General features: G+C 65.5%; 16 protein-coding genes and 5 tRNA genes. 12 read left to right on the plus strand and 9 right to left on the minus strand.

Features of this window, described 5'->3' with window-relative positions; genetic code table 11:
• Position 1: 1 nt before the first annotated feature.
• On the plus strand, positions 2 to 3,115 hold the full coding sequence (locus ACVOLJ_RS13985) for an error-prone DNA polymerase (protein WP_481564397.1): 3,114 nt from the start codon (positions 2 to 4) through the stop codon (positions 3,113 to 3,115).
• A gap of 79 nt (positions 3,116 to 3,194) precedes the next feature.
• Positions 3,195 to 3,701 carry a hypothetical protein gene (locus tag ACVOLJ_RS13990; protein WP_481564398.1) on the plus strand — a complete coding sequence of 169 codons (507 nt, stop codon included), beginning with the start codon at positions 3,195 to 3,197 and terminating at the stop codon, positions 3,699 to 3,701.
• 46 nt (positions 3,702 to 3,747) lie between these two features.
• Here the strand turns inward: ACVOLJ_RS13990 and ptsJ are convergent, their stop codons facing one another.
• Positions 3,748 to 5,031, minus strand: coding sequence for a MocR-like B6 salvage transcription factor PtsJ (gene ptsJ, locus ACVOLJ_RS13995; protein ID WP_475279103.1), 1,284 nt, complete (start codon positions 5,029 to 5,031; stop codon positions 3,748 to 3,750).
• Positions 5,032 to 5,108: 77 nt separating this feature from the next.
• On the opposite strand from ptsJ, the gene ACVOLJ_RS14000 reads away from it, so the two are divergent.
• The 4 genes from ACVOLJ_RS14000 (at position 5,109) to ACVOLJ_RS14015 (ending at position 7,428) form a co-directional block, all read left to right on the plus strand.
• Positions 5,109 to 5,882: a YggS family pyridoxal phosphate-dependent enzyme gene (locus tag ACVOLJ_RS14000; RefSeq protein WP_475279104.1), complete on the plus strand. Its 774-nt coding sequence runs from the start codon at positions 5,109 to 5,111 to the stop codon at positions 5,880 to 5,882.
• The gene (locus ACVOLJ_RS14005) at positions 5,879 to 6,592 is read left to right on the plus strand and encodes a glutamine amidotransferase (protein ID WP_475279105.1); all 714 of its coding nucleotides are present in this window, start codon (positions 5,879 to 5,881) and stop codon (positions 6,590 to 6,592) included. Before ACVOLJ_RS14000 ends, ACVOLJ_RS14005 begins: the two co-directional genes overlap by 4 nt.
• Positions 6,577 to 6,801, plus strand: coding sequence for a hypothetical protein (locus ACVOLJ_RS14010; protein WP_475279106.1), 225 nt, complete (start codon positions 6,577 to 6,579; stop codon positions 6,799 to 6,801). The genes ACVOLJ_RS14005 and ACVOLJ_RS14010 overlap by 16 nt, the downstream gene beginning before the upstream one ends.
• An 84-nt stretch (positions 6,802 to 6,885) precedes the next feature.
• Positions 6,886 to 7,428 (plus strand): hypothetical protein, encoded by a 543-nt coding sequence (locus tag ACVOLJ_RS14015; RefSeq protein ID WP_481564399.1) that lies wholly within the window; start codon positions 6,886 to 6,888, stop codon positions 7,426 to 7,428.
• A gap of 159 nt (positions 7,429 to 7,587) precedes the next feature.
• Here ACVOLJ_RS14015 and ACVOLJ_RS14020 read toward each other — a convergent pair whose 3' ends face one another.
• The 8 genes from ACVOLJ_RS14020 to ACVOLJ_RS14055 all read right to left on the minus strand — a co-directional run bounded on the left by ACVOLJ_RS14020 (position 7,588) and on the right by ACVOLJ_RS14055 (position 17,572).
• Complete coding sequence (locus ACVOLJ_RS14020; protein ID WP_475279108.1) at positions 7,588 to 8,028, minus strand: RidA family protein; 441 nt, start codon at positions 8,026 to 8,028, stop codon at positions 7,588 to 7,590.
• Between the two features lie 114 nt (positions 8,029 to 8,142).
• Complete coding sequence (locus tag ACVOLJ_RS14025; protein WP_475279109.1) at positions 8,143 to 9,045, minus strand: cation diffusion facilitator family transporter; 903 nt, start codon at positions 9,043 to 9,045, stop codon at positions 8,143 to 8,145.
• Between the two features lie 27 nt (positions 9,046 to 9,072).
• Entirely contained in the window at positions 9,073 to 11,361 is a 2,289-nt protein-coding gene (locus tag ACVOLJ_RS14030; RefSeq protein WP_475279110.1) for an Orn/Lys/Arg family decarboxylase, read from the minus strand.
• Positions 11,362 to 11,381: 20 nt separating this feature from the next.
• The gene (gene adiC / locus ACVOLJ_RS14035; RefSeq protein ID WP_475279111.1) at positions 11,382 to 12,734 is read right to left on the minus strand and encodes an arginine/agmatine antiporter; all 1,353 of its coding nucleotides are present in this window, start codon (positions 12,732 to 12,734) and stop codon (positions 11,382 to 11,384) included.
• 76 nt (positions 12,735 to 12,810) lie between these two features.
• Positions 12,811 to 14,229 carry a DcaP family trimeric outer membrane transporter gene (locus ACVOLJ_RS14040; RefSeq protein ID WP_475279112.1) on the minus strand — a complete coding sequence of 473 codons (1,419 nt, stop codon included), beginning with the start codon at positions 14,227 to 14,229 and terminating at the stop codon, positions 12,811 to 12,813.
• A 513-nt stretch (positions 14,230 to 14,742) separates the two neighbouring features.
• Positions 14,743 to 15,585: a thiol:disulfide interchange protein DsbG gene (dsbG, locus tag ACVOLJ_RS14045; protein WP_475279113.1), complete on the minus strand. Its 843-nt coding sequence runs from the start codon at positions 15,583 to 15,585 to the stop codon at positions 14,743 to 14,745.
• Positions 15,586 to 15,615: 30 nt separating this feature from the next.
• A complete protein-coding gene (locus ACVOLJ_RS14050; RefSeq protein WP_475279114.1) occupies positions 15,616 to 16,419 on the minus strand; it encodes a redoxin family protein in 804 nt (267 codons plus the stop codon).
• Positions 16,420 to 16,504: 85 nt separating this feature from the next.
• Entirely contained in the window at positions 16,505 to 17,572 is a 1,068-nt protein-coding gene (locus tag ACVOLJ_RS14055; RefSeq protein WP_475279115.1) for a GlxA family transcriptional regulator, read from the minus strand.
• 184 nt (positions 17,573 to 17,756) lie between these two features.
• Between ACVOLJ_RS14055 and ACVOLJ_RS14060 the strand changes: the two genes are divergently transcribed.
• From ACVOLJ_RS14060 to ACVOLJ_RS14085, 6 genes are all read left to right on the plus strand, one after another.
• Positions 17,757 to 18,155 carry a heavy metal-responsive transcriptional regulator gene (locus ACVOLJ_RS14060; protein WP_475279116.1) on the plus strand — a complete coding sequence of 133 codons (399 nt, stop codon included), beginning with the start codon at positions 17,757 to 17,759 and terminating at the stop codon, positions 18,153 to 18,155.
• A gap of 155 nt (positions 18,156 to 18,310) precedes the next feature.
• Positions 18,311 to 18,386 (plus strand) — tRNA-Ala (locus ACVOLJ_RS14065).
• A 54-nt stretch (positions 18,387 to 18,440) separates the two neighbouring features.
• Positions 18,441 to 18,516 (plus strand) — tRNA-Glu (locus ACVOLJ_RS14070).
• Between the two features lie 181 nt (positions 18,517 to 18,697).
• Positions 18,698 to 18,773: transfer RNA gene (locus ACVOLJ_RS14075), tRNA-Ala, on the plus strand.
• Between the two features lie 49 nt (positions 18,774 to 18,822).
• A tRNA-Glu gene (locus ACVOLJ_RS14080) sits at positions 18,823 to 18,898 on the plus strand.
• Between the two features lie 44 nt (positions 18,899 to 18,942).
• Positions 18,943 to 19,018 (plus strand) — tRNA-Ala (locus ACVOLJ_RS14085).
• The last annotated feature ends 118 nt before the right edge of the window (positions 19,019 to 19,136 follow it).

Genomic DNA, 19,136 nt, shown 5'->3' on the forward strand with positions numbered 1-19,136 from the left:
CATGCACACCAACCCACTGCCCGACTACGCCGAACTGCATTGCCTGTCGGCCTTCAGTTTCCAGCGCGGCGCCTCCATCGCCGATGATCTGTTCGCACGCGCCGCCGGCCAGGGCTACCGCGCACTGGCGATCACCGATGAATGCTCGCTGGCCGGTATCGTGCGTGCGTGGCAGGCGGCGAAAACACACGGTGTGGCGCTGATCATCGGTGCCGAATTCCAGGTCGAGGACGGGCCCAAGCTGGCCCTGCTGTGTACCGACCAGGCCGCCTATACCGGCCTGTGCCAGCTGATCACCATCTGCCGCCGACGCGCGGCCAAGGGCGAATACCGCTGCCTGCGCGAGGATCTGCATGGATTGCCCAGCGGCCTGCTATGCCTGTGGCTGGACCGGCAACCGGCCGCCACCGACCTGCAACTGCTGCGTGACGGTTTCAATGATCGCCTGTGGCTGGCGGTGGAGCTGCACCATGAACACGACGACGCGCGCCGCCTGCAGCAGCTGCAGGATTTCGGTCAGCGTCACCAGCTGCCACTGGTCGCCAGTGGCGATGTGCACATGCACGTGCGCCGCCGCCGCGCCCTGCAGGACACGCTGACCGCGATCCGCCACCGCTGCAGCGTGGCCGAAGCCGGCTGGCGCCTGTTCCCCAACGGCGAGCGCCACCTGCGCCCGCGCACCGCGCTGGCCCAACTGTACCCGTCCGAGCTGCTGGCCGAGACCCTGCGCATCGCCGAGCGCTGCCATTTCACCCTGGACCAGCTGCAGTACACCTACCCGCGCGAGCTGGTGCCGGAAGGCCATGACCCGGACAGCTGGCTGCGCGAGCTGGTCGAAGAAAAGATCCCCTGGCGCTGGCCGAAGGGCATCCAGGAGGCACAGCGCCAACAGATCGAGCACGAACTGGCGTTGATCAAGCAGAAGAACTACGCCTCCTACTTCCTCACCGTGCAGGACATCGTAGCCTTCGCCCGCAGCCAGGACATCCTCTGCCAGGGGCGTGGCTCGGCGGCCAACTCGGTGGTGTGCTTCGTGCTGGGCGTGACCGAGATCGATCCGGCACGCAGCAACCTGCTGTTCGAGCGTTTCATTTCCGCCGAGCGCGACGAACCACCGGATATCGACATCGATTTCGAGCACGAGCGCCGCGAGGAAGTGCTGCAGTATGTGTTCAAACGCTATGGCCGCGAACGTGCTGCATTGACTGCGGTAGCGATCAGCTACCGTGGCCGCAGCGCGATCCGCGATGTCGCCCGTGCGCTGGGCCTGCCGATGGACCAGGTCAACGAACTGGGCGCGGCGATGGACCACTGGGGCGGCCACGTGCCGCTGCCGGAGACCCTGCGCGAGCGTGGCTTCGATCCGGAAACCCCGCTGATGCGACGGTTGCTGGCACTGACCGCCGAGCTGATCGACTTCCCGAGACACCTGTCACAGCATCCGGGCGGTTTCGTGATTTCCGAGCACCCCCTGTCAACCCTGGTCCCCGTAGAGAACGCGGCGATGGCTGACCGCACCGTCATCCAATGGGACAAGGACGACCTGGATGCCACTGGCCTGATGAAGGTCGACTGCCTGGCGCTGGGCATGCTCACCGCCATCCGCAAATGCCTGGCGATGCTGCAGCAGCACGGCATGCACAGTGGTCGAATGGATGCGATCCCGCCCAAGGATGCCAAGACCTACGACATGATCTGCGCCGCTGATACCATCGGCGTGTTCCAGATCGAGTCGCGCGCACAGATGGCGATGCTGCCACGCATGCAGCCGCGCACCTTCTACGATCTGGTGATCGAAGTGGCGATCGTGCGCCCCGGCCCGATCCAGGGCGACATGGTGCACCCCTACCTGGAACGCCGACGGATCCTGCGCGAACAGGGCCCGGACGCGTTGAACGATCCGGACAACCCGCTTTATCCAGCGCGACTGGAACGCGTGTTCGCGCGCACCCTGGGCGTACCCTTGTTCCAGGAGCAGGTGATGCAGCTGGCGGTGGATGCGGCCGACTACACCGCCGGCGAAGCCGACGCGCTGCGCCGCTCGATGGCGGCGTGGAAACGCCGCGGCGGGCTGGAACCGCACCGCGAGAAGCTGCTGGCGGGCATGCTGAAAAATGGTTTCAGCCTTGAATACGGCGAGCACCTGTTCGAGCAGATCAAGGGCTTCGGCGATTACGGTTTTCCGGAAAGCCACGCGGCCAGCTTCGCCCTGCTCACCTATGCCAGCTGCTGGCTGAAGTGCCATCACCCGGCCGCATTCGCTGCCAGCCTGATCAACAGCCAGCCCCTGGGTTTCTACAGCCCAGACCAGCTGCTGCAGGACGCACGCCGGCACGGCATCGGCGTGCTGCCGGTGGACGTGCGCCACAGTGATTGGGACTGCACGCTGGATTTCAGCAAAGGCGCCGCAGCGATCCGGCTCGGCCTGCGCCTGGTCGACGGCTGCAGCGAACAGGCCGCCAGGGTCATCATGCGCGAGCGTGCACGGCGGGCTTTCGATGATGTCGGCGACCTCTGCCAGCGCACCGCGCTCGACCGTCGCCAGCAGGGCCTGCTGGCCGATGCCGGTGCACTGCGCGGCCTCAGCGGCCATCGCCATCGCGCCCGTTGGGACATCTCCGGCGTGGAAAACCGCCTGCCACTGTTCGATCACGCACGCGCCACCAGCGAAGCGCGCGTGGCCCTGCCCTTGCCCAGCGCATGGGAAGACATGCAGGCCGATTACCGCAGCACCGGCACCACGCTGGGACGCCATCCCCTATCGTTCCTGCGTGCCCAGCTACGCAGCCGCGGCTGCATTGATGCCGTGCAACTGGCCAGCCACGGCCACGGTCGCCGCGTGCGCATTGCCGGCCTGGTGCGCATGCGCCAGCGCCCGCAGACCGCCAGTGGCGTCACCTTCCTCACCCTCGAAGACGAAACCGGGATGGTCAACGCCGTGGTCTGGCGCCACCTGGCCGATCGCCAGCACCACGTGCTGGTGGACACACAGCTGATGCAGATCGATGGCCGCCTGGAGCGCGTCGATGGCGTGCAGCACGTGATCGTGCAGCGCATGCACTGCCTGGACGAACTCCTGCAGGGCCTGCGCAGCCACAGCCGCGATTTCCACTGATACCGCAGCGCGTGGCGTCGGCTCTACCCATCGCCTGTTGCATCCGCTATCGTCGGCACATCCAAGGAAGGACGCTCCAGTGGCCCGTGTGCTGACCCTGACCACCCTGGTGGTCGCCATCCTCGCGCTGCTTGTTTCCGGCTGGACTGCCTGGAACCTGCATCGCAGCCAATCACCCCAGCGCGTCATCGAGGCGCGCGGCCTGATCATCCACGATGGCAATGGCCAACCGCGGATGATCCTCGGCGCACCGGTTCCCGATCCACTCAGCAGGGGCCATCGGCAAGGACCGCGCGCCACTGCACTGTCAGGCATGATCCTGCTTGGCCCGGACGGTTCCGAACGTGGTGGTTACGGCACCAGTGATCGTGGTGGCGAAGCCATCCTGACCCTGGACGACGCAACCGGTACCACCGAGGTGTTCAAGGTGGTTGCCAATCCTGATCGTGGCGCCACGCTGATGGTCAAGCACCAGAACAACACCGGGGCCATGCTGACGTCCTGGCAGGGCAAGCCGGAACTGGTGTTCCTCGACGACAGCGGCCAGTCCTACTACGTACGCCCCGGCGCCACCGCCGTGCCCTGATCCCCCACCTGTGGCGTCGCGCCTGCCCGGCCAGCCGGGTACCGGATCACCCCAGTACCACGGCAAGATCATCGGCCAGCCGCCGTTGCTGCACCCCGCCCAATGCCGCGCATGTGATGCGCAGCCCATGCGCCGGCGCGGATACCGCAAAGACTTCACCGCCGCGCACATGCCAACCGCGCGCCGCCAGTGCCAGCACCTGCGGCGTGCTGTCCGCCGGCAGCGGCAGCCACAGGTTCAATCCTTCCATGCAGGCCGGCGTCGGCAGCCCGCGTGCCTGCAGCAAGGCCTGCAAACCCTGCAACCGCTGCTGGTAACACTCGCCAGCGGCCACAACCTTCGCCCGTTGCGGTGCCGACTCCAATACCGAACTGGCCGCATCCTGCAACAGATGACTGACCCAGCCGGTGCCCGCCGCCAATCGCAGGCGCAGCCGCGCGGCGGTCTGCGTATCACAGGCCAGCCATGCCAACCGCAGGTCCGGCCCCAGCGCCTTGGACAACGACCGCAGCAGCGCCCAGCGCCGCCCATCCACCGGCAGCACCGAGTGATACGCCTGCTGCGATAGCAGCGCGTAGTGATCGTCGATCAACACCGCTACCTGCGGGTAGCCCGCCAGCAGCTGCCGCAGCGCACGCGCCCGCCGGGCATCCAGGCTGGCACCGGTCGGATTGTGTGCGCGTGGGGTCAGCAGCACCGCACGGGCACCGGCATCCAGTGCCCGTCGCAGCGATTCCACCTGTATGCCATGTGCATCCACGTTTACCGGCAGCGGCGTATGCCCGGCCGCACCCAGTACGTTGAGACTGCCCAGGAAGCATGGATCCTCCACCGCAATCAGGTCACCCGGCAGCAGCCAGGCCGACAGCAGGCGCTCGATGCCATCGACCGCGCCGTGGGTCAGCTCCAATGCGTAGCCCTGCGGGCAATCCGCATCCAGCGATGCCCGCGCAAGACGCTGCATGCGCGGATCGACCGTCGCCACGCCATACAGGCGCGGCGCGGCTGGACTGAAACGCAGGCGTGGCAGGCAGCGCGGATCAGGGTTGCCACCGGCAAGATCGTGCAATGCCAGGTCCGGTGCACTGCCCTCGCGCGCCATCGATACCGGCAAGCCCTGCACCACCGTGCCGCGGCGCCCGGCCGTGCTGGCCAGGCCGGCAGCATCCAGCCGCTTGTAGGCTGACGCCACCGTATTGCGGTTGACGCCCAGCTGGTCGGCCAGATCACGTACGGGGGGAAGCACGCTGCCGGCCGCAAGGCGGCCATCGCCGATGCCCTGGCGGATGCTGTCGAAGATCGCTTCGGCACTGCGCCCGGTGATTTTCATTTTGTCCTATGTCAAACTTCTCGTTGTCCTGTGCCAGTGTATCCCACCCTGGCCTTCCGCACCGGAGGTGCCCCGTCATGCCCCTTGCCCCTGCCGACTGGCCGGTTGCCCAGTCCATCCAACAGATTGCCGCCAACCTGGCCACGGTGCGCCAGCGCATCGCCCACGCCTGCACCCGCGTCGGCCGCGACCCGGCCAGCGTGCGCCTGCTGCCGGTCAGCAAGACCGTCGATGAAGCCCGCATCCGCATGGCCGTCGCCGCCGGTTGCCACGAACTTGGCGAAAACAAGGTGCAGGAAGCGCAGCGCAAGGCCCAGGCCATGGCCGACCTGGGCGTGCACTGGTCGGTGATCGGCCACCTGCAGACCAACAAGGCCCGTGACGTGGCCCGCTTCGCCAGCGAGTTCCAGGCGCTGGACAGCCCGCGCGTGGCCGAGGCGCTGCAGCAGCGCCTGCAGCTGGAAGGTCGCAGCCTGGACGTGTTCGTGCAGGTCAACACCTCCGCCGAACCCAGCAAGTACGGCCTGGAACCAGAGGCCGTAGCGGCATTCGTACAGCAGCTCCCGGCGTTCGATCGCCTGCGCGTGCGTGGGCTGATGACCCTGGCGGTGTTCACCCCCGAGGTGGAGCGCGTGCGCGCCTGCTTCGTGCGCCTGCGTGAGCTGCGCGATCAGCTGCAGCAGACAGCACCGGCCGGCATCGACCTGTCGCAGCTGTCGATGGGCATGTCCGGCGACTTCGAAGTGGCCATCGAGGAAGGCGCCACCGTGGTCCGTGTCGGCCAGGCGATTTTCGGCGCGCGTGCCACCCCGGACAGCTTCTACTGGCCTACCGGCGGAGCCTCGGCATGAAGCGCGCGGTCATCCTGCAGCACGTCAGCTTCGAAGACCTGGGCACCCTGCAGCCGCTGCTGCTCGGCCAGGGCTGGCAGCTGCAGACGCTGCAGGCAGGCATCGATGCCCTGGACAGCGCGGAAGAAGCAGACCTGCTGGTGGTACTGGGCGGCCCGATCAGCGCCAACGATGGACCGGCCTATCCATTCCTCGCCGACAGCATCGCCCTGCTGCAGCGTCGCCTGCAGCAACAGCGGCCCACGCTGGGCATCTGCCTGGGTGCACAGCTGATGGCGCGCGCGCTCGGCGCCCAGGTCGCCCCTACCGGCGGCAAGGAAATCGGCTTCGCACCCCTGCTGCTCACCGACGAAGGCCAGCGTTCACCACTGCTGGCACTGCAGGGCATTCCCGTGCTGCACTGGCATGGCGAGGCCTTCGAACTGCCCGCAGGCGCGCGCCGCCTGGCCAGCACACCGGCCTGCCGCCACCAGGCCTTTGCCATCGGCAACCATGCCCTCGCCCTGCAATGCCACCCGGAACTGGATGCGCGCCAGTTCGAGCGCTGGCTGATCGGCCACACCCTGGAACTGTCGCAGGCCGGCATCGATGCGGCCGATCTGCGCGCCCAGGCACGTCGCTATGGCGGGCCGCTGGCCACAGCGGCAACCGCCATGTTCCACCACTGGCTGCACGACCTACCGGAGACCCGCCCATGCACTACCGCCTGACCATCCAGCGCCATGGCATCCATTGGGGGCATTTCGACTGCGATGGCCCCGATGCCCTGCAGCGCATGCAGGACATTGCCGCACGCCTGCCCAGCGCAGAAGGCTTCAGCCTGCAGCAACAGAAGGGCGTTGGTGAAGAACGGATCCTCTCCAGCACCAGCGAAGGTCTTCGCGTGCTGGCTGCGCAGATCCAGTACCGCACGCTCTGACGATCACAGCCGGGCGGGTCAAGGGAGCATGGGCGATGCCGCGAACTGCTGGCTCGCGCCCTTCGCGCAGGCGATACTGCGAGGATGCTCGACGTACCTGTCTGCCTGCGTGACATCGCCCTGGATCTGCAGCAACGCCTGCACCACATCGGTGGCGCGCCGCCCAGCGACGACCACTACCAGCTGCTGCTGGGTGAGGAAACACTTTGCTTTCCGTATCGCATCTACGTCGATGCTGCGCGCCTGTGGCGGCTGGCGTCCTCGCTGCAGGGGGACGCGCGCCTGCTCTGCCTGTGCGTTGCCACCCGTCACGCCGACGGTCATCTGCGGCAGCGCGCCGTCGAAGCGCTGGGAACAGCATCTGCCCCCTGGGTCCTGGCGTTCCACCTGACACTGCTCAACGAGTATGTTGAAGAGATCGCCCTGGCCATCGACCAGCAGGCCCGGCAGATCGGACTGGCTGCCTACGTGCCCCTGATCCGCGACAACCCCGCCTTCCTTGAACGCTGCATACAGCGCGCCGCAAGTTACTGGGATGCCTACTACCGGCACAGGCATCCCACGTTGCGTACGTTCCCTGCCCACCGCCTGCTGTTGGAGATGCGGCGCGCCAGCCGTATCGGCTGATCCCCCCTCCGGCGCGCACCCGCCAGCGGCCGCGACCGATGCCAGTTCCGCAACGGCATCGATCACGGCCGCGCCGCCCGCCCCGCAGCCACCGCATGCTTCCAGGTCGGCGCCGCCAGCGACCACGAGGAAGCCACCCGGCGGCTCGCCGGAGACGTATCAGCCCTGCGCCGTGTAGGCTTCGGCTTCGATCTCGAACAACATGCCATCCAGTGCCAGGCGTGGCACTGGAATCAGGGTGCAGGTCGGTGCGGCCCGGTTTTCCCAACGCCGCCGCACCTGCCGCGCGATGATTCCCAGGCGGTCCTCATCGTGGTCGACCACCAGTATCCGCAGCCGTGCGACATCGCCCATGCCGGCATGCGCCGACCGCAGCGCGGTCTGCAGATTGTCCAGCGCCTGGGAAACCTGCTCCTCGAAGCGCGGCGAAAGATTGCCGTCGTCGTCCTCGCCGCCCTGGCCGGCAATATGGATCACGCGTGCCGGCAGCCGCACCACCGCAACGTGCGAATAGCCGTTGGCACTGGGATCGTAAAGACCGGGCGGATCGAACAACTCCACCAGGCCATGGCTGAAATCCGGGGTGTGCAACAGGTTCATGCCACGGCTCTCTGGGGGGAAGAGCCGGCAGTCTGCGACCTCAACCTGCGTTGAGGTCAAATCCGGCCGATGCAACAGACCCGTCCATCCCACGCAACAATCGGGATCGCGGCCTCAGGTCCACGCCGGGTCGGCAGTGAAATCGATGGTCAACCAGAACGTACTGCCACGGGCATCCAACCGCATCGCAATGTCGTCACGCATCGCATCCACCTCACCCACCGTGCCCAGCGGGGTTGAAGGCGAGGTCAGGATATGGATTTCGATGAAGCGCATCCGCCCCATCTTCGCCACATGGCTGGTGAAACCGGCATAGCCGCGCTCGGCGACGAACGCCTGCATCACCTGCTGCACGCGCCCGTCCAGGTCATCCGGCGCCACCTGCAGCACCTCGCGCATGGCCTTCCACGCGCTGCGCGCCGGCACCGGCAGCACCGCCAGGCTGATCAAGGCCAGTACGATCGAATCCAGGTACGGCACCCAGTGATGCCACCGGCCACCATGCAGGGCCAGTGCCAGCACGAAGGCCACCACCACGGCCAGGCTCATCAGGCCGCCCAGCAGCCAACCGCGCACGTCCAGCCACAACAGTGCCGAGCGCAGCCGGCGGGCGCGCCGGGCCACGAACACCGCCATTCCCAGGTTGCTGGCACTCAGCACCCCGGCCCACCACAGCGCCGGGCCGAACTTCACTTCATGCCCGCCGGTGGTCAGGCCGATCACCGCATTGGCCAGCGCATACACGCAGGCCAACGACAGGATCACACCACCGAGCGCCTCGACCATCGGTTCCAGGTGCCAATAGCCATACTGGAAGCGCGGGCTGTGCTCCCGCGCCACCAGCCGCAGTACCGACAACGACACCAGCGTCAGCGCAACATCGACCAGGCTGTACACGCCGTCGAACAGGATGGCCTGCGATCCCACCAGCAGGCCACCGATGAAGCCGACCGCACTCACCGCGACGGTGACCCCGATCGAGAACGTGAGGATGCGTTGCTCGCGCGTGGTATCCATCGTTCGCCGAAGGGCCGACCCTGCCGGTCAGGCCTTCAGTACCTCCACCTTGTACGAGGTCACGTCGCCCTCGCGCTCGATGATCAGCCCATGCACATCCGACTCGAAGCCCGGGAAGCGCGCGTTCTGCTCGCGGGCGATGCGCAGCGACTGGATGATCGGTTCATCGCTGTCACCGAAACGCTCCCCCGGCATGATGGTCGGGATGCCCGGCGGATACGGAACCAGCATCGTCGCCGCCACGCGGCCACTGATCTGCTCGATGTCGACCCGTTCGATCTCGCCCTTCACCAGGTGGTTGTAGGCATCGGCCGGGGTCATCACCGGCGTCGGCAGGTCCACGTACATCTCGCGCATCACCTTGGCCACCGCGAACTCCTGGTTGAACGCATGCAGCGCGTCACACAGGTCACGCAGGCCCCAGCCGGCATAGGCCACCGGATAGTCCGCGGCCAGCGACGGCAGTGCCTGGCTGAGCGGCGCGTTGCGGTCATACAGTTCCTTGAACGCCATCAGTTCGGTGACCAGCGTGCTCCATTTGCCCTTGGTGATACCCATCGAGAACAGGAACAACACCGAGTACAGGTTGGTCTTCTCCACGGTGATGCCGCGTCCCCACAGGAACTTGCTCAGCACTGCCGCTGGAATGCCCAGCTTGCCCATGCTGCCGTCCATCGACAGCCCCGGCGTCAGCAACGTCACCTTGATCGGATCGATCAGCACATAGTCATCGACCAGGTTCTCGAAACCGTGCCAATGCGCATCGGGCTGCAGGTACCATTCCTCACGCTTGGCCACCAGCGGCGCCGGCGTATCGCCCTTGTCCAGGCTGCGTTCGACCTGGGTCGGCTGCCATACGCTGAACCACCAGTCATCCCGACCCAGATCATCGCGCACATGCAGCATCGCGCGACGGAAGGCGATCGCCTCGTCGTGCATCTCCTGCACCAGCGAACGGCCAGCATCGCCTTCCATCATCTTCGAGGCCACATCGCAGGCCGCGATCACCCCGTAGTGCGGGCTGGTCGAGGTGTGCATCATGAATGCCTCGTTGAAGCGCTCGGCGTCCAGGTCGCGGCTTGCCGAGTTGCGCACATGGATCATCGACGCCTGCGAGAACGCAGCCAGCAGCTTGTGGGTGGAATGGGTGGTGAAGATGATCGCATCCTGTTCGCGCGGCTTGCCCTTGGCCATGCCGTAGTGGTTCTCGTAGAACGGATGGAACGCCGCATATGCGTACCAGGCTTCGTCGAAGTGCAGGAAATCGACCGCGCTGCCGATCTCCTCGGCAATCTTCTCGGCGTTGTAGCACAGCCCGTCGTACGTTGAATTGGTGACCACCGCGATGCGCGGCTTGGAACCGGCCTGGTAGGCCTGGCTGGCCAGCGGATTGGCAGCGATGCGCTGCTGCAGTGCCTCCGGCGTGAACTGGTCCAGGCTGATCGGGCCGATGATGCCGTGCGCGTTGCGGCTGGGGGTGAAGTACACCGGCACCGCACCGGTCATGATCAACGAATGCAGCAGCGACTTGTGGCAGTTGCGGTCGACGAACACCACATCGCCACGCGCCACCGTGCCATGCCAGACGATCTTGTTGGCGGTGGACGTGCCGTTGGTGACGAAGAAGGTATGGTCGGCACCGAAATTGCGCGCGGCCTCGTTCTCGGCGTCCTTGATCGGGCCGGTGTGGTCCAGCAGCGAACCCAGCTCAGGCACCGAGATCGACAGATCACTGCGCAGGGTGTTCTCACCATAGAACTGGTGGAACGCACGCCCCACCGGCGACTTGGTGAACGCCACGCCGCCGGCATGGCCCGGGGTGTGCCAGGAATAGTTCGATTCGGCCGCATGGTGGATCAACGCCTTGAAGAACGGCGGCAGCAGGTTCTGCATGTAGTCTTCGGCCGCGCGCATCACCTGCCGCGAGATGAAGCTCTTGGTGTCCTCGAACAGGAAGATGAAGCCGTGGATGTACTTCAGCAGCTTGCTCGGCACCTTCTCGATCGTGCGCCGCTCGCCGTACAGGAACACCGGCAGGTTGGCGCGACGTGCACTCTGCTCGCGCAGGAACGCGGTCAGGCGCTGGAATTCGCCATCCACTTCCTCGCTTCCATCAATCGAGATCAGCACCGCCGAGGCGGCAACATAGGTGCGGGCACCGGCACGCGCATCATCCAGGTTCAGGCCGCACAGCACGCGCTGGTCGTTGCTGCGCAGCTCTTCCACCAGGGCGCGGATCAGGATGCCGCCGATGCGCGGCGAGTCGTAGTCGCCGTCGATGACGATGACCGGGTAATCCAGGGACTTGAAGTACACGTTGATTCTCCTTGACGAACTCAGGAACGCTGGGCATCGGCAACGATCGCCGAGGCCTCGCGGGAACGCTGCCGCTGCTGGCGACGCTCCTCGCTGAAGAAGGGATAGAACACAGTGATGAACAGCACGAACAGGAACGCGTACTGCACGATCGTTCCCGACGAGCCGTAGATGGCCCACAGGCAGTACACGACCGTCAGGCTGGTCAGGGTCCAGAACGCACCGGTATGCACCAGCGTGTGCGAGCGCTCGACCACGAAGTAGCACGCCACGCACGAATAGATGTACGGCAGCAGGGTCAGCACCACCGCAGCGGACGTGATCACATCGAACTGGGCCGACGCGGTCTTCGAAGTGGATGTCACCAGCACCGCCAGGGTCATCAGCACCGCCACGATCAGCACGCCCTTGACCGGCACGTCGTCCTTGTTGGTCTTGCTGAAGATGCTCGGGAACAGGCCATCGTCGGACGCCGCCTTGGCGCTCTGCGCGGTCAGCAGGATCCAGCCACCCAGCGAACCGGCGGCACCGATGAAGGCGCACAGGCTGACCAGCGCTCCACCCCAGCCACCGACGGCCTTGGCCGCGGCCAGTGCGAACGGCGCATCGGAGGTCTGCAGTTCACCGTTGGGCACCATGCCCATGATCACCGAGGAACTGGCGATGTAGGCGATGGCGGCCAGGAACACACCGGCCAACGTGGCGCGGGCCACGTTCTTTTCCGGGTTCTCGACCACGCCGGCGGTCACCGAGGCCGACTCCACGCCGATGAATGCCCACAGCGTCAGCGCGGCGGCACTGGAGATCGCGCCGAAGTTCGATTCACCCGATACGTTGTAGGCACCCTTGAAGATGTCGGCATCGAAGAAGAACCAGCCGAAGATGGCAATGCCCAGGATCGGCACCAGCGCGAAACTGGTGGTGACCGTCTGCACGCGGCTGACGAACGCCGGGCCGATCATGTTGGCAAAGCTCAGCGCCCATACCAGGATCAGCACCGCGATGCAGCGCACCAGCGGCTCCGAGAGGATCGGGAAGAAGTAGCTGAAATAGCCCACCGCTGCGATCGGAATGGCGACGTTGCCGATCCAGTTGGCGAACCAGTAGATGGTGTTGGTCTGGAAGCCCATGTACGGGCCGAACCAGTCACGCGCATAGGCATAGGGACCGCCCGCCTTCGGTGCCAGCTTGCCGAGCTTGGCGAACACGAAGGCCAGCAGCAGTGCACCGGCGGTGGTGATCAACCAGCCCCAGATCGAGGCGGTACCGATCTTGGCCAGGCTGGAAGGCAGCAGGAACACCCCTGAGCCCATCATGTTGCCGGCGACGAGGAAGGTGGCTCCGACCACCCCGATTTTCTTTGCTTCTGCCATGACACACTCCTGTACTGGCATGAGCCCGGCAAGCCGGGCGTGGGGACTGGCTACGCTGGCGTGCTGCCGCTGGCGCCTATTTGATGAAGTTGTATTGCAGGCTGCCCTGCACCCGGACCGTGTCGCCGCGTGCGCCGCCCTGTTGTTCCAGGCGTCCGTACAGCAGCTCCATGCCCATCGTCCACGACGGCGCCGGGCTCCAGATCAGGTTGAACACGCCGTAGCGGCTCTGCCGGAATGCGTCGGTCGCCAGTGCGGCATTCCGCTCCAGGGTCAGCTGGCCGAAGATCAGGTTCGATCGCCACAGTCCGGACCAGTAGTGGGTGTAGCCCACAAAACCACCATGCAGGTCCAGCGCATCCAGGCGACCGTCTGCGCCGACCACCGCATCCAACCCTGAGCCGGTCAGGTCGGCGGTGTAGCGGCTGAGGCCACGCCCGCCGAGGGCACCGAACAACAGCAGGTCGCGCTCGCCTACCGACGCCGAGCCACTGAGCTGCACGCCCCCTGCCAGCACGCGATCACGATCAAGCGCGCCGTCATAGGCAAGATTGCGCGCGACAACCGCCATCTGCAGATGACCCCAGTCCCGTTCCAGGCGCGCGCTCGCCGTCACATCCGGGAGGCGATTGACCGCCGCGAGTGCGTCACTGGCAGCGGCCAGCTCGGTCTTCGGATCTTCTGCGGCAATGGTCAGGGTGTTGCCCTTGCCCATCGCGAAGCTGTGATGGATGCCAGCTACCAGCAGGTAGCCGGCGCCGCCGGGCCCTGCAAAGTCCAGCGTATCGGGCAGGCTGTCCGGATCCATGAAACTGGAATAGCCGTAACCGGCATAGGTATTGCCGAGCTGGCCATAGGCGTGGCGCAGGCGGAACTGGTAGCCATCGCCGCTGCCGAAGAAGTCGTTCTCCAGGTAGAAGCGCAGGTTGCCGTGCGTGGTCGGGCGCCGCGCCTCGAAGCTGAAACGGGTCTGCTTGGCGTGGATGTTGAAGTTGGAGACATCACGATGGTTGCCGCCCACCGGCATCGACGACGGAATGAACTGGTCCTCATCGCCTGCTGCACGCGAATCGGCAATGGCATCGAGCTTGGCGTAGCCGCCGATGCGGATCACCGTATCGGTACCGGGAATGGCGAAGAAGCCCTTCAGATCAGGATCGGTCGGACCAGCGGCGCTGTCGGGACGCGAGGCCGCGGTAGACGGATCAGCCACCGACTCGCGCTGCGGCAGCACGGGCGGCGCTACGCCCGGCACCTGGGTCGGATGCAGCGCGCCAGTACTCGCCTGCAAGGTGCTCGCCTGCGGGCCGAGCAACGTTGCCGGCGCGCCGACACGCCCCTCACGCTGCTCAAGCTGGTCCAGCCGCTGCTGCATGCTTTCCAGCGACCGTCGCATCGTGTCGATCTCGCGACGCAATGCCTGTGCATCGTCCTGTGCGTACGCCGGTGTCGCCATCGCGGCCAGGCACGCTACCGTCACTACCGCCAATCGCATTGCATCCTCCCTGGACTGAAATCCTCGCTGCGCGACCACACTGCATGCGCGCGCCATCCCGACCCGAACGCGCCGTTTCTGGAAATGCGGGTACTGCGTTGACGACCGTCGCCAGCCTGCGCCCTGTCGGCAACAGGACAATGACACTGCCGAGCCTGCATCCAGACAGCTTCCGCTGCGGCAGTGCTGCCAAGGAGGTGGCGACCGCAGCGGTCTGGGTAACAAGCACGGGGTGAGACTGTCGTGAATGGCACCGCGCACACGCGCGTTTCGGCGCGCGTCGCATGCAGTGTCCATCGCGCGGTGACGCTGTATTCCATGCGTCAAGGCTAGTCCGACTGTCGTTTTTGGCCTTGATTGGAATCAAGGCGAAATGCTTGATGTCAGTCACGATTCAGACGTGACCGGCATCCGGGCATGCGCAGTGCTTCGGCGCCGACGATGGCGCATAACGCAACAGGCCCGCACGTTGCCATGCGGGCCTGTCGTTGATTGCGGCGGGTGCGGATCGCCTCAGCGCGGGCCCAGCACCGCCTGCAGATCGTTGCCCTGCGGCAGGCCGGCACGTCGCTGCACCTGGCCTTGTGCATCCTGGAACAGGATGCCCGGCGTGCCCTGGAAGCCCATTTCAACCATCAGCACCTGGTTGGCATCCAGCTTGCCCGCGATCTCACGGCTGATGCTGGCCAATGGCTTGATGCCGCCGCGATCGAACTGATGCTCGTTCTCCAGCAGGGCAGCACTGGGATCGCGCGCGGCCATGATCGCGGCCGCCTTGGCTGGGCTGTCCTCACGGATCACGCCCACCATGATGTGACGCAGCTGCACTTTGCCGGCGTCCACCCAAGGGCGCGCTGCTTCCCAGAACTTGTGGCAGTAAGGGCAATTGGCATCACTGAAGGTGTAGACCACACGCGGTGCATCGGCCTTGCCATCGCGCACCCAGGCGCTGCTTTCCAGCTTGCTCCACATTTTGGTCGACATCGGTGCGGCCACCAGTTTCTCCAACGTCTCGGCCGCCACCTCGTTGCCTTCAGCATCGAACATGCTGCCTACCAGCACATGCTTGCCGTCTGCGGTCACATAGGCGGCCGCAGGCTGCTGGCCGCCGACCATGCCGGCAAATCCACGCAGGCCGCCCGGCGCATCAAATTCGGCCACCACCTCGAAACCGTGTTTCTCGACACCCTTCAGGACTGCCGGCAGATCTCCTTTGCTGGCAGGTGCGGCGGCAGAAGCGGCGGCCGACGTGGCGGCCCCCTTGCCCGGCGGGGTCTGTGCCTGGCTGCAGGCGGCCAGCGCCATCATGGCCGGCAGCAGCAGCGTGTACGCGATGCGCGGGGAAATCGACAACATGGAAACTCCGAAGTGAGATGCCAGCGCAGGCTACCGCAGCTGGCGCAGTTTGTGTTCAAGGCCCGCCTGGGTCAGCTCGCCGAGATGCAGTTCCTGCAGCCGCCCCTGTGCATCGAAGAACAGGGTCGACGGAAACGCCTTGACGCCCAGTGTGGCCGATGCGGTCGCAGGCTCGTCCAGCAGGACGTTGCCCAGCTCGATATGTTCAGCCGCAAGAAAGGTCTGCACGTCCTCAAACGTTTCGCCCTGGTTGAGGAAAACGAACTGGATATCGGCATGCGCCTGTTGTGCCACCGCCAGTACCGGCATCTCCCGCCGACACGGGCCGCACCAGCTGGCCCATAGATTCAGCACCAGCGGCCTGCCTCGAAACTGCTGCAGATCAATCGTTCTGCCCTGCAGATCAACCACCTCCAATGAAGGCACCGGCATCCGCTGCGCCTGCCAGTAGGCGAGCCCCTGGCTGGCGCCAACCCAGAGCAGCACCCCAAGCAGAGCGCTTCCCAGTACCGGCCCTCTCAGGGAGCGTTGACCACGCAGTCGCCACAACGCCCATGCGAAGCCCGCGCCGACCACAACAATGACGTGATACCCGCCATCGGCAATCTGCAGCATGCTCCAGGGCGCCTCGCGATACGAGGCGAAATGCGCTGCGACGAAGGAAATCCGACCGCTCAACAGGCCAATCAGCAGCATGTCGAGCACCATGCCCGCTGCGCTGGGCCGGGATTGCCCCGGCCCGCCCCGTGACCAGATCCGCGCGATGGCCATCGCCAGCAGCAGACAGATCATGATCACCACCACCAGCATGGGCACCGGCCCTACACTCGACATCAACCCACCTTCTCGCGCTTGCACAGGCGCCCATGGTCAAAGCGCCGTGCCCGCGATGCAAGCACGACGTAACCCACACCGTTCATCAAGCGGCGTTGCGTCCCAGCTGGGTGCCCGGCGATACCCGCAAGCCGCGCAGGCTGCCAGCCACTGCGGGAACCAGCGGGCGCTCACGACGCTTGCTGTTCACGTGCCGGCGGTAGTTGGCAGGCGTCATGCCGACAATGCGCAGGAACAATCGCCGGAATGCGCTCTGGTCGGCATAACCCACACCCCAGGCAACCTCGTCGATGCTGGCACCCTGCTGCAGGAGTGTCTGCGCCTTGGCCACCCGCAATCGCTGGCAGTACTCGATGGGCCGCAGCCCGGTGGCCTTCAGGAAGCGTCGCTGCAGGGTGCGTGGCTCGAGGCCGGAGATTTCGCAGATCGCTCCCAACGTTGCACCGCGCGCCGCCGTGGTGTGCAGCCAGCGCTGTGCCTTGAGGACGTCGCGATCGCCATGCGCGAAATTGGCGCTGAAGCGCTCCAGATCCTGCTGGATACCGGCCGGCACCACGATTCCCAGCTGCTGCGCCACCGCGCTGGCCACTCCCTGTCCGTGCAGCCTGTACAACAGGCGCAGCCCGAGGAATCGCCAAGCCTGTGCACCGCCTACAGTGAGCAGATCGCCGTCATCCACAAGCGCACGCTCGCTCGGTGCCCAGCTGCCGGCCTGGGCCTGCAGGCCCGGCTGTCGACCGAGTTCGGGCCCGGATACGGTACGACCGGCCAGCAGACCCGCACGGGCCAGCACGCCGATCCCATCGCCAGCGGCGGCCAGCAGGCTTCCGCCGTCATAGTGCGCCCGCAGCCAGTCCAGCAGGACCTCGTCGGTACGCACGGACGCACCGGGACTGACCTGGCCGGGCAATGCAATCACCGCGGGGATTGCGGCGTCCAGCATCTCGGCGCCGGCAATGCGGTGCACCCCGGTGTTGCTGGCCGGTACGATCCAACGGGTGATGACCACCCGCTTGAACGGCCGCCGCTGCTGCTGCGCCAGGCGGTTGGCCACGTGTGTCATTTCAGCCAGTACCGACGCGGCCGACGGGTCGCCCCCCGCATATTCGACCACTGCAACCTCGACGAATCCTTCGCTCCTGATTCCCTCCACTGCCCCACCTCCTCGTTCGGTTCAGGCCGTCGAGCGGCCGGTTCAGGCGCAGGGTAGGAACCGTTTCCCCCTCAGGGCTATGAAGAAAGTTGCAAAGTGTGCTGAATACGCCTCGATGCGAAGCCTTGACCCTTGACCAGACTCCAGGGATGACAATGCATCCAGCCCCATGCAGGAGTTCGCCGTGAACATTGGTCAATTGGCTCGCCAGGCCGGCGTCCCCATCGACACCGTCCGCTACTACGAGCGCCAGCAGTTGCTGCGCACCGCCACGCGCTCGGCCGGCGGCTACCGCATCTTCAGCGAGCAGGACCTGCACCGCCTGCGCTTCATCCGCCGCGCCAAGGGCCTTGGCTTCAGTCTCGATGAGATCGGCGAACTGCTGGCCATCAGTGACCACCCTCGGCAGGACATGGGCAGCGTGCGCGATACGGCGCGGATCCGGTTGCAGGACATCGCACTGCGGATGGCCGAACTGCAACGCATGCATGCCGCGCTTGCACAGCTGGTTGACGCCTGTCCTGGCCACGGTTCGCTGGAACAATGCCCGATCCTCGCTGCGCTGGTTGCGGACGACCGTTGAACCCGGCTGCGCCTGGTGCGAGGCCCACATGGCGTGCCTGCGGAAAACATCACGCCGCGTGACACCACCACCGTCGTAATCGACGTGAAGAAAAGTGCAACAAAGCGCTTGCCAACCCTGGGGGGCACAGCTATTATTTCGCTCCTCAGCGACGTGGGGCCATAGCTCAGCTGGGAGAGCGCCTGCATGGCATGCAGGAGGTCAGCGGTTCGATCCCGCTTGGCTCCACCATAACTTTCGGCATTAGGCCGTCGAAAGGTCGCAAAGAACATTGATGAGATCTGCGTCCCCATCGTCTAGAGGCCTAGGACATCACCCTTTCACGGTGGCGACCGGGGTTCGAATCCCCGTGGGGACGCCACTCATCATGAACAACAAGGACCCGGCCGATAACCGGGTCTTTTTTGTTCACCGCCAACTGTTGTTCAGGTTGTGGCGTTGTGACTTCCCTGCCCTCGGGCAATGGCGGATTCAACGGAAAAAGCTCAAAAAAAGCTTCCACAAAAGTGAACAGGCAGGTATGATAGGCGGCTCGGTAACACGGGGCCATAGCTCAGCTGGGAGAGCGCCTGCATGGCATGCAGGAGGTCAGCGGTTCGATCCCGCTTGGCTCCACCACTTTCGACATTAGGCCGTCGAAAGTTCTACAACTTGAAGTTTTTCGTGCGTCCCCATCGTCTAGAGGCCTAGGACATCACCCTTTCACGGTGGCGACCGGGGTTCGAATCCCCGTGGGGACGCCAGTTTTACCAAGGACCCTGCTCCCAGCAGGAATCCAGAGTTTCATGGGGCCATAGCTCAGCTGGGAGAGCGCCTGCATGGCATGCAGGAGGTCAGCGGTTCGATCCCGCTTGGCTCCACCACTTTCGGCATTAGGCCGTCGAAAGTTCTACAACTTGAAGTTTTTCGTGCGTCCCCATCGTCTAGAGGCCTAGGACATCACCCTTTCACGGTGGCGACCGGGGTTCGAATCCCCGTGGG

It is taken from the genome of Stenotrophomonas sp. STEN046, assembly GCF_056759755.1.

What these genes read in the sequence shown, in the direction of transcription:
- ptsJ (WP_475279103.1), bottom strand. Translation starts at nt 5,031, where the DNA reads ATGAAAATCACCGGGCGCAGTGCCGAAGCGATCTTCGACAGCATCCGC.
- ACVOLJ_RS14010 (WP_475279106.1), top strand. Translation starts at nt 6,577, where the DNA reads ATGCACTACCGCCTGACCATCCAGCGCCATGGCATCCATTGGGGGCAT.
- dsbG (WP_475279113.1), bottom strand. Translation starts at nt 15,585, where the DNA reads ATGTTGTCGATTTCCCCGCGCATCGCGTACACGCTGCTGCTGCCGGCC.
- ACVOLJ_RS13985 (WP_481564397.1), top strand. Translation starts at nt 2, where the DNA reads ATGCACACCAACCCACTGCCCGACTACGCCGAACTGCATTGCCTGTCG.
- ACVOLJ_RS14020 (WP_475279108.1), bottom strand. Translation starts at nt 8,028, where the DNA reads ATGAACCTGTTGCACACCCCGGATTTCAGCCATGGCCTGGTGGAGTTG.
- ACVOLJ_RS14015 (WP_481564399.1), top strand. Translation starts at nt 6,886, where the DNA reads ATGCTCGACGTACCTGTCTGCCTGCGTGACATCGCCCTGGATCTGCAG.
- ACVOLJ_RS14005 (WP_475279105.1), top strand. Translation starts at nt 5,879, where the DNA reads ATGAAGCGCGCGGTCATCCTGCAGCACGTCAGCTTCGAAGACCTGGGC.
- ACVOLJ_RS14000 (WP_475279104.1), top strand. Translation starts at nt 5,109, where the DNA reads ATGCCCCTTGCCCCTGCCGACTGGCCGGTTGCCCAGTCCATCCAACAG.
- adiC (WP_475279111.1), bottom strand. Translation starts at nt 12,734, where the DNA reads ATGGCAGAAGCAAAGAAAATCGGGGTGGTCGGAGCCACCTTCCTCGTC.
- ACVOLJ_RS14050 (WP_475279114.1), bottom strand. Translation starts at nt 16,419, where the DNA reads ATGTCGAGTGTAGGGCCGGTGCCCATGCTGGTGGTGGTGATCATGATC.
- ACVOLJ_RS14025 (WP_475279109.1), bottom strand. Translation starts at nt 9,045, where the DNA reads ATGGATACCACGCGCGAGCAACGCATCCTCACGTTCTCGATCGGGGTC.
- ACVOLJ_RS14040 (WP_475279112.1), bottom strand. Translation starts at nt 14,229, where the DNA reads ATGCGATTGGCGGTAGTGACGGTAGCGTGCCTGGCCGCGATGGCGACA.